The following is an 8,621-nucleotide window of genomic DNA, read 5'->3' as shown; positions in this document are numbered from 1 at the left end:
CCCGGCCCCCGGCCCCCGGCCCCCCGCCCGCGGCCGAGCAGGTGGTCCTGGCCCGTCCGCGCCGCGTGACGCGCCAGGACCACCTGCTCGACCCGCCAGGATCGCCGGGTCGACGGCACGCCGCCCCGCAGGAGCAGAATGGGGCGGGTGACGACGCAGAACCCGACGACCACTCCCCTGGCCGGTGACACCGCCGACGCACGCCGACCCGACGACCCCGCTCCGCGCTGGACGAGCTACGTCGCGATCGGCGACTCGTTCACCGAAGGGCTGTGGGACCCGTATCCCGGCGAGGAGGACCACCAGCGAGGATGGGCCGACCTCCTCGCCCAGCACCTCGCGACCCGGCGCGTCGCCGCCGGCGAGGACCCGCTGCGGTACGCGAACCTCGCCATCCGCGGGCGCAAGCTGCGCTCGATCCTGACGGAGCAGGTGCCGGCGGCGCTCGAGCTCCGGCCGGACCTCGTGAGCGTCATCGGCGGCGGCAACGACATCCTGCGGCCGAACGCCGACGTCGACCGCCTCGCACGCAACCTCGAGCACGCGGTCTCGCGCCTGCGCGGCGCGGGGATCGACGTGCTCATGGCCACCGGCTTCGACGCCTCGCAGTCGCCGCTCGTCGGCCTCACGCGCCCGCGCGTCGGCGTGTACAACGCCCACATCTGGTCGATCGCGCGCCGACAGGGCGCATACGTGCTGGACCTGTGGGGCATGCGCGCGCTCCAGGACTGGCGCGTGTGGTCGGAGGACCGCATCCACCTGACGCCCGCGGGGCACGCGCGGGTCGCCCAGGCGGCGCTCGTCGCGCTCGGCCAGGCGCCCGACGACGCCGCGTGGGACGACCCGCTGGCTCCCCTCCCGCCCGCGCCGGCTCTCGACCGCGCGCGGCAGAACGCGCAGTGGGTGCGCACGCACGTCGTGCCGTGGGCGCAGCGGCGGCTGCGCGGGACGTCGTCGGGCGACGGGCGGCTCCCCAAGGCGCCCGAGCTCCTGCCCGTCCCGCTCGCCGACCGCTGAGCGCGGGCGACCTCGGCAGCACCTGCCGAGATCGGCTCGCGCCACCACCGATCCGGGCAGCGACTGCCGACCGACTGCTGACCCCGCGGTGCGCACCGGCACGACGACGCCCCCGGCTCCGTGGAGCCGGGGGCGTCGTGGTGGAGCCGCCTGTCGGATTCGAACCGACGACCGTTCGCTTACAAGGCGAGTGCTCTACCGGCTGAGCTAAGGCGGCGTTCCCGGGGCTGCCGGGCGAGCGAACAGACTACCTGCTCGCCCGGCGCGCCCCGGTCGGCGGCCCGCGCCGGTCACGGCGCGGGCGGCGCGGGTCAGGACACCGACGACGTGCCGGTCAGCCCTGGGCGGCGGTGACGGCCTGCGGGAGCGCGTTCGGGTCGCTCCAGTTGCCGTCCCACCGCTCGCCGTTGATCGTGATCGTCGGCGTGCCGAACCCGCGCTCGCCGTGCAGCGACGTGTCCTGGTTCACCAGGCTCGACGCCGTCGCGACCCAGTCGCCGAACGTCTCGACGGCCGTCCCGTCCTCGATGCCGGCGGCGACGTCGGCGGGCACGCCCGCCTGCTCCGCGATGTCGGCGATCTGGGCGTCGGTCAGGGTCTCGCTGCCCTCCTGGGGCTGGTTCTGGAACATCGCGGTGTTGAAGTCGTTCATCGACTCGGGCGCGCGGTCGGCGACCCAGGCCGCCGCGGCGGCAGAACGCGTCGAGAACTGCTGCGACTGCGCGACGCGGTCGAGGATCGAGATCGGGTGCAGCACGACGGTCACGTCACCGGACTCGCGGAGCTGGTCGAGCGTCGCGCCGTTCGTCTCCTCGAACTGGCCGCAGATGGGGCACATGTAGTCGAGGTAGACCCCGACCTCGACGGCACCCTCGTTCTGCGTCCCGGCGGCGCCGTCCGCACCGATCGGGATGCCGCCGTCCTCGGCGTCGCTCGTGGCGGGGCTCGTGACGTCGGCGAGGTTGCCCGCCGCGACGGCGTCGATCGTCTTGTTCCGGTCGTTCATGGCCGGGATCCACACGGCGAGGAACACGCCGACGAGGACGAGGACGCCCGCGACGAGCGCTCCGATCGTGATGAGGCGGTTGCGCTTGTCGCGCTTGGCCTGCGCCTCACGCAGCGCGAGCGCCTCCGCGCGTGCGGCCTCGCGACGCTGGGCCTTGGTCTGGGTTTCGTTGCTGGGCATGGTCGTCCTCCGAGGGAGTGCCGAGAGCTGGGGATGTGGCAGGGTGCGCGCCGACGGGGTCGCGCGGGCCGTGCGTCCGACGACGTCGTCAGACGAGCGCGACCTGCGGAGGCCCGCGCCGGGTGCGCACCACCGCGTCGGCGAGGTGGTGCAGCGCGGTGGGGACGGCGTCGGGCACCGGGCGCACGACGCGGCGCGCGACCCCGGCGAGCGACCCCACGGGGCGCAGCGCCCCCCGGAGCACGGCGCGCAGCGCACGCCCGGCCCCGGTCACGACGGCGCGGGAGCGCTCGTGCGCGCGTCGCGCCCACGCGGAGAGCCCCCACGCGACGGCAGCCGCCGCCGCGTGGGCCACGACGACGGGCAGCGCGAGCGCGCCCACGACGGTGACCATGGCGGCCGGGTCGCCCCCGAGCGCGGTGCCCGACGGGCAGTCCGGCACCTCGTGGACGAGCGCGAGGTGCATCCCGGCGGCTCCCCACACCCCCGGCACCGTCACGCACTGGTGCACGACGGCGTACCCGCGGTCGGCGAGGTGCGTCACCACGGCGGCGAGGAGGGTGAGGAGCAGGAGCGCGGGGCCGAGCAGACGGCCGGCTGCGGGCACGACGGACGTGCGCGTCACGCCGCGCGACAGGGCGCGCGGCACCGTCGTCCGGAGCACGGCGCCCATCCTACGCGCGCGGCCTGGCAGCGGGCTGGGAAGGGCCGGTGCCGGCTCAGCGCAGCGACGGCGGGCCGGGGAACGGCCACCAGGTGACGCCCGGGTCGCCCCCGAGGAGCACGAGGGACACGACGGTGAGCACGAGACCCAGGCCGGCGAGCACGAGCGTCCCCGTGCGGCCGGGGGCGAGCCGCGCCAGCGCGGTCCGCGTCCCGTACCGCGTGAGGTGCGTCAGGGGCCCGACCCAGGCCAAGGTCACCGCGGCGACCGCCGCGAGGCACAGCAGCGCGGTCGTCACGACGGGCGCGTTGCCGCCGTCGGGACCCTCGACGACGACCCAGCGGTCGGACTCGAGCAACCACCACCCGGCCACGACCACGAGCACCGCGGCGCACGCCGCGACCAGGAGGGACGGGAGCGCGCCGACGAGCGCGCGCACGACGTACCACGGCGACGCCGCGACCGCGCGCACCGTGTCCCGCGACGAGACGCCGCGCCGCTCGCGCCGCGCGTGCAGCGACTCGGTCGTCACGCCGACGACGCGCGCGAGCACGACCAGCACCGACAGCACGACGAACGCCACGCCGGGGTACGTCCCGCCGAGCAGCACGAGCGGCACGGCGAGCAGGAGCAGCGCGGTGCGCCGTGCCGCGGGCACGGGGCGCACGTAGAGCGGTTCGCCGTCCTCGCCGAGGGGAGGGGCGCCGAGGTCGTCCATGAGGTCGTGCCCGACGGGGACGGCCATCGTGCGGCCGTCGTTGACCTGCGCCTGCGACGTGGGCAGGGGCGGCGGCACGACCTGGGCCTGGCCGGTCCACGCGGACGCGCCGGTCCACGCCTGGGCCCCCGTGCCGCCGGGCACGACGGCGACGGGCGGCACCACCTGGGTCGGTCCGGTGGGCGGCGCGACCACCTGGGTCGCGGGCGCGGCGTCGCCGGTGTCGGCCGCGTGCCGCAGGGCGGCCACGACCTCGGTCGGCCCGAGGCGCTGCGCCGGGTCGGCGTGCAGCGCACGACCGATCGCGTGCGCGGTGACGGGCCCCAGGCCGGCGAGGTCGGGGCGTCCGCTGCGCGCGCGGGCGAGCACGACGTCCGTCGGGCGCACGCCGAACGGCGCCCGTCCGGTCGCCGCGTAGGCGAGCAGAGCAGCCCACCCCCACCAGTCGGTGTCCACGCTGGGGGCCGCGCCCTCGAGCAGCTCGGGCGCCAGGTACCCCGGGGTGCCCATGACGAGGCCCGTGGACGTGACGCGCGCGTCCTCGAGCCCCTGGGCGATGCCGAAGTCGATGAGCACGGGTCCCCGGGAGGACACCATGACGTTGCTCGGCTTGAGGTCGCGGTGCACGACGCCGGCCGCGTGCACGGCCTCGAGCGCCGCGGCGAGCTGGTCGGCGAGCTCGTAGAGGTCCCAGGCGTCGAGCGGCCCGCCCTCGGCGATCTCGTCCTCGAGCGTGGGTCCGTCGACGAGCTCGGTGACGATGAACGCGTCCGGGCCGTCGAGCTCGACGTCGAGGATCTGCGCGACGGCGGGGTGCCGCAGGCGCTGGAGGGCGCGGGCCTCGCGGCGCAGCCGTTCGCGGCCCTGCGCGGCGGCGTCGAGGTCGACGTGCGCGTGCAGGAGCTTGATCGCGACGAGGTTGCCGCCGCCGTCGTGCGCGCTGTGGACGGTGCCCATGGCGCCGGACCCGAGCCGCGCACCGATGTGGTAGCCCCCGACCTCGCTGCCGGGTGCGGGTCCGCGCGACGGCCCCCCGGCGACGTTCCGCGCCTCGACGCGCTGCGTGGGCTCCTCCATGGTGACAAGGTAGCCGCAGTGGACGGGCCGGCGCTGGAGGGTGCGGCCCCGACGGGACCGGAGGGCGACCCGGCCCGGGGCGGCGTCCGGCACGCGACCGGCACCGGACGACCCGTCCATGCGCCCGACGAGCGGACTACCCTGGGCCGCCCAGGCGCGATTCATCGAAGCTCAAGGAGAGGTCCATTGACAGGCAAAGAGGGATTCGATCTCGTCGTGGTGGCCAACCGGCTGCCCGTGGACTTCACGGTCGGCCCCGGCGGTGAGATCGAGTGGAAGCGGTCGCCCGGAGGCCTGGTCACGGCGCTCGAGCCCGTCATGCAGGCGTCCGACGGCGCCTGGGTCGGCTGGTCCGGCGCGCCCGACCTGGCGAGCGAGCCGTTCGACGCCGACGAGATGCGCCTCGTGCCCGTGACGCTCTCGGCCGACGAGATCGAGCGGTACTACGAGGGCTTCTCGAACGACACGCTCTGGCCGCTCTACCACGACGTCATCTCGCCGCCCACGTACCACCGCACGTGGTGGGACGCGTACCGCCGCGTCAACCAGCGCTTCGCCGACGCCGCCGTCGCGCAGGCGGCACCGGGCGCCGTCGTCTGGGTGCACGACTACCAGCTCCAGCTCGTGCCGCAGATGATCCGCGCCCAGCGCCCGGACGTGCGGATCGGGTTCTTCAACCACATCCCGTTCCCCCCGCTCGAGCTGTTCCAGCAGCTGCCGTGGCGCCGCCAGGTGATCGACGGCCTGCTGGGCGCGGACCTCGTGGGCTTCCAGCGCGCGGGCGACGCCGCGAACTTCATCCGCGCGGTGCGACGGCTGCGCGCCCACACGACGCGCGGGCCGATCATCACGGTCCCGGGCGAGGACGGGCGCGACCGCCACGTCCGCGCCGCCGCGTTCCCCATCTCGATCGACTCGCGCCGGTTCGACGAGCTCGCCCGCACGCCCGAGGTCCAGCAGCGCTCGCGCGAGATCCGCGCGGACCTCGGCGACCCGGACATCATGATGCTCGGCGTCGATCGCCTCGACTACACCAAGGGCATCCGGCACCGCATCAAGGCGTACGGCGAGCTGCTGCAGGACGGCCGCCTCGACGTCGAGCACGCCACGCTGGTCCAGGTCGCGAGCCCGAGCCGCGAGAACGTCGACGCCTACCAGGAGCTGCGCGAGCACGTCGAGGGCGCGGTCGGGCGGATCAACGGCGAGTACGCGGAGATCGGGCACGCCGCGATCCACTACCTGCACCACTCCTACCCGCCCGAGGAGATGGCCGCGCTGTACCTCGCGGCCGACGTCATGCTCGTCACGGCGCTGCGCGACGGCATGAACCTCGTCGCGAAGGAGTACGTCGCGGCCCGCTCGGACGACCGCGGGGTGCTCGTGCTCTCCGAGTTCACCGGGGCCGCCGACGAGCTCTCGTCCGGCGCGCTCCTCGTCAACCCGCACGACATCGACGGGATGAAGGACATCATCGTCGCGGCCGCGCACATGGACCACCGCGAGCAGCGCAAGCGCATGCGCCGGCTGCGTCGCAAGGTCCTCACCGACGACGTCGCACGGTGGTCCGAGTCGTTCCTCGGCGTCCTCACCGCGATGCCGTCGCGCGTGCCGCGCCGCCGCCCGGGGGACGACGAGCCGGGTGCGCCGCAGGACGCCCGCCAGGGCGCCGACGAGCCCGCGGAGCAGGGCGCGTGACCGCGACGCACCACCCCGCGCCCGTGCCCGGGCCGGTCGCCGACGCCGTGCGCGCCTTCGCGGCGGACGCGGACGGCGCACCCGCCGCGCGGCTCGTCGCGCTCGACTTCGACGGCACGCTCTCGCCGCTCGTCGACGACCCGCTCGCCGCGCGCATGGCGCCGTCCGCCCGGGCGGCCGTCGACCGGCTGGCCGCCGCGCTCGTCGGCACGACGACGCGCCTCGCCCTCGTCTCGGGCCGCAACCTCGCGGACCTCGCGGAGCGCAGCGAGCCGCCCGTCGGCACGTACCTCGTGGGCAGCCACGGCGCCGAGACCGGGCACGTGACCGAGGACGGGCTCGACGCCGTCCCGCTCGACCTCACGCCGGAGCAGGCCGACCACCTCGCCGCCCTGCGCGCGGGCATGGCCGAGGCCGTCGCGGGGCGGGAGGGCGCGTGGGTGCAGGAGAAGCCGAGCGCCGCCGTCCTGCACACGCGGCTCGCCTCGGCGGCGGACACGCAGGCCGCCGAGCACCTGGCCGACGCGGTCGCCGAGCGGCTCGGGCTGCACGCGATGCACGGGAAGGACGTCGTCGAGGTCGCGGTCGTCGAGACGTCGAAGGGCGAGGCGGTGGACCGGCTGCGGGACGTCGTCGGGCAGGACGCCGGGCGCCCCGACGCGCGCACGCGCGTGCTCTACGCGGGCGACGACACGACCGACGAGACGGCGTTCGCCGTGCTCGGCCCGGGCGACCTGGGCGTCAAGGTGGGCGACGGCGACACGCTCGCCGAGCAGCGCGTGCCCGACGCCGACGCGCTCGCCGCGGTGCTCGACCTCCTCGCGGACCTCCTGGAGCGCCGGGAGGCCTGATCCCGGGGCAGGCTCCGCCGGGCGCGCGTCCGGCGGGCCCTGCCGCCCGCACCGAACCGCTACCGGATCGTGACCGACGCTGTGACGAAGCACTCAGGACCGGGAGTAGGATCGGGTCCACGATGACGTCGGGTCCCCTGCCCGTTCCGGAGGGGGTCCGACTTCTTCTGTGTCGTCGAAGACACGCTCGTCCGCCATCGCGAACAGCTACGTCGACGTGGCACGTCACTGCACAACGGATCGTCCGGCACGTACCTGCCGGTGGAGGGATGTACCAGTCATGGCTACGGTCACCTACGACCACGCAACCCGCGTCTACCCCGGGACCGAGCGTCCTGCCGTGGACCAGCTCAACCTGCACATCGAGGACGGCGAGTTCCTCGTCCTCGTCGGCCCCTCGGGCTGTGGCAAGTCGACCTCGCTCCGCATGCTCGCGGGCCTCGAGGACGTCAACGGCGGACACATCTACATCGGCGACCGCGACGTCACGGACGTCCAGCCGAAGGACCGCGACATCGCGATGGTGTTCCAGAACTACGCGCTGTACCCGCACATGTCCGTCGCGGACAACATGGGCTTCGCGCTGAAGATCGCCGGCACGCCGAAGGCGGAGATCCGCCAGCGCGTCGAGGAGGCCGCGAAGATCCTCGACCTCACCGAGTACCTCGACCGCAAGCCGAAGGCGCTCTCCGGTGGTCAGCGCCAGCGCGTCGCGATGGGCCGTGCGATCGTCCGTCAGCCGCAGGTGTTCCTCATGGACGAGCCGCTGTCGAACCTCGACGCCAAGCTCCGCGTCCAGACGCGCACCCAGATCGCGTCGCTCCAGCGCCGCCTCGGTGTCACGACGGTCTACGTCACGCACGACCAGACCGAGGCCCTCACCATGGGCGACCGCATCGCGGTCCTCAAGGACGGCCTGCTCCAGCAGGTCGGCACGCCGCGCGAGATGTACGACACGCCGGCCAACGTCTTCGTCGCGGGCTTCATCGGCTCGCCGGCGATGAACATCGGCACGTTCGCGGTCAGCAACGGCGTCGCCGAGGTCGGCCCCGCGCGCATCGCGCTCGAGCGCGAGACGGCCGCCAAGATCACCGAGGCCGACAACGGCAAGGTGACGATCGGCTTCCGTCCCGAGGCCCTCGACGTCGTGTCGCAGGCCAACGAGGCTGCGTTCCCGGTCGAGGTCAACATCGTCGAGGAGCTCGGCTCCGACGCGTTCGTCTACGGCACGCTCAAGGGTGACCTGGCCTCGCAGGCCGACGTCCACTCGGGCGCCGGCGACAACCAGGTCATCGTCCGCGTCGACCCGCGCAACGTCCCGGCCAAGGGCGAGCGCATCTACGTGACGATCCGCCCGGGTCAGTCGCACGTCTTCGGTGCCGCCTCGGGTCAGCGCATCAGCTGACACCCCGC

7 protein-coding genes and 1 tRNA gene are annotated in these 8,621 nt (G+C 74.7%); 4 read left to right on the top strand and 4 right to left on the bottom strand.

From position 1 onward, the window contains the following. Positions 1–138: 138 nt before the first annotated feature. Positions 139–1,017: an SGNH/GDSL hydrolase family protein gene (locus tag RDI86_RS13480; protein WP_083711973.1), complete on the top strand. Its 879-nt coding sequence runs from the start codon at positions 139–141 to the stop codon at positions 1,015–1,017. 141 nt (positions 1,018–1,158) lie between these two features. Here RDI86_RS13480 and RDI86_RS13475 read toward each other — a convergent pair. From RDI86_RS13475 to RDI86_RS13460, 4 genes are all read right to left on the bottom strand, one after another. Next, positions 1,159–1,234 (bottom strand) — tRNA-Thr (locus tag RDI86_RS13475). A 117-nt stretch (positions 1,235–1,351) separates the two neighbouring features. Continuing rightward, complete coding sequence (locus RDI86_RS13470; RefSeq protein ID WP_076406173.1) at positions 1,352–2,203, bottom strand: DsbA family protein; 852 nt, start codon at positions 2,201–2,203, stop codon at positions 1,352–1,354. A gap of 88 nt (positions 2,204–2,291) precedes the next feature. Next, positions 2,292–2,867 carry a hypothetical protein gene (locus tag RDI86_RS13465; RefSeq protein ID WP_308821573.1) on the bottom strand — a complete coding sequence of 192 codons (576 nt, stop codon included), beginning with the start codon at positions 2,865–2,867 and terminating at the stop codon, positions 2,292–2,294. Between the two features lie 55 nt (positions 2,868–2,922). After that, positions 2,923–4,662: a serine/threonine-protein kinase gene (locus tag RDI86_RS13460; protein WP_308821572.1), complete on the bottom strand. Its 1,740-nt coding sequence runs from the start codon at positions 4,660–4,662 to the stop codon at positions 2,923–2,925. A gap of 216 nt (positions 4,663–4,878) precedes the next feature. Here RDI86_RS13460 and RDI86_RS13455 point away from each other — a divergent pair, with 216 nt between their 5' ends. From RDI86_RS13455 to RDI86_RS13445, 3 genes are all read left to right on the top strand, one after another. Then, positions 4,879–6,357, top strand: coding sequence for a trehalose-6-phosphate synthase (locus tag RDI86_RS13455; RefSeq protein WP_308200599.1), 1,479 nt, complete (start codon positions 4,879–4,881; stop codon positions 6,355–6,357). Beyond that, positions 6,354–7,208, top strand: coding sequence for a trehalose-phosphatase (otsB, locus tag RDI86_RS13450; protein ID WP_251177686.1), 855 nt, complete (start codon positions 6,354–6,356; stop codon positions 7,206–7,208). Before RDI86_RS13455 ends, otsB begins: the two co-directional genes overlap by 4 nt. A gap of 280 nt (positions 7,209–7,488) precedes the next feature. Continuing rightward, complete coding sequence (locus RDI86_RS13445) at positions 7,489–8,613, top strand: ABC transporter ATP-binding protein (protein WP_043660349.1); 1,125 nt, start codon at positions 7,489–7,491, stop codon at positions 8,611–8,613. Positions 8,614–8,621 lie beyond the last annotated feature (8 nt).

The sequence above is a fragment of the Cellulosimicrobium sp. XJ-DQ-B-000 genome (genome assembly GCF_031119065.1).
GTDB classification, from domain to species: Bacteria; Actinomycetota; Actinomycetes; order Actinomycetales; family Cellulomonadaceae; genus Cellulosimicrobium; species Cellulosimicrobium funkei.
This window is presented reverse-complemented; position numbering and strand designations above follow the sequence as displayed.

Coding starts and splice junctions, on each gene's coding strand:
- RDI86_RS13480 (WP_083711973.1), top strand. CDS start 139: ATGGGGCGGGTGACGACGCAGAACCCGACGACCACTCCCCTGGCCGGT.
- RDI86_RS13445 (WP_043660349.1), top strand. CDS start 7,489: ATGGCTACGGTCACCTACGACCACGCAACCCGCGTCTACCCCGGGACC.
- RDI86_RS13460 (WP_308821572.1), bottom strand. CDS start 4,662: ATGGAGGAGCCCACGCAGCGCGTCGAGGCGCGGAACGTCGCCGGGGGG.
- RDI86_RS13470 (WP_076406173.1), bottom strand. CDS start 2,203: ATGCCCAGCAACGAAACCCAGACCAAGGCCCAGCGTCGCGAGGCCGCA.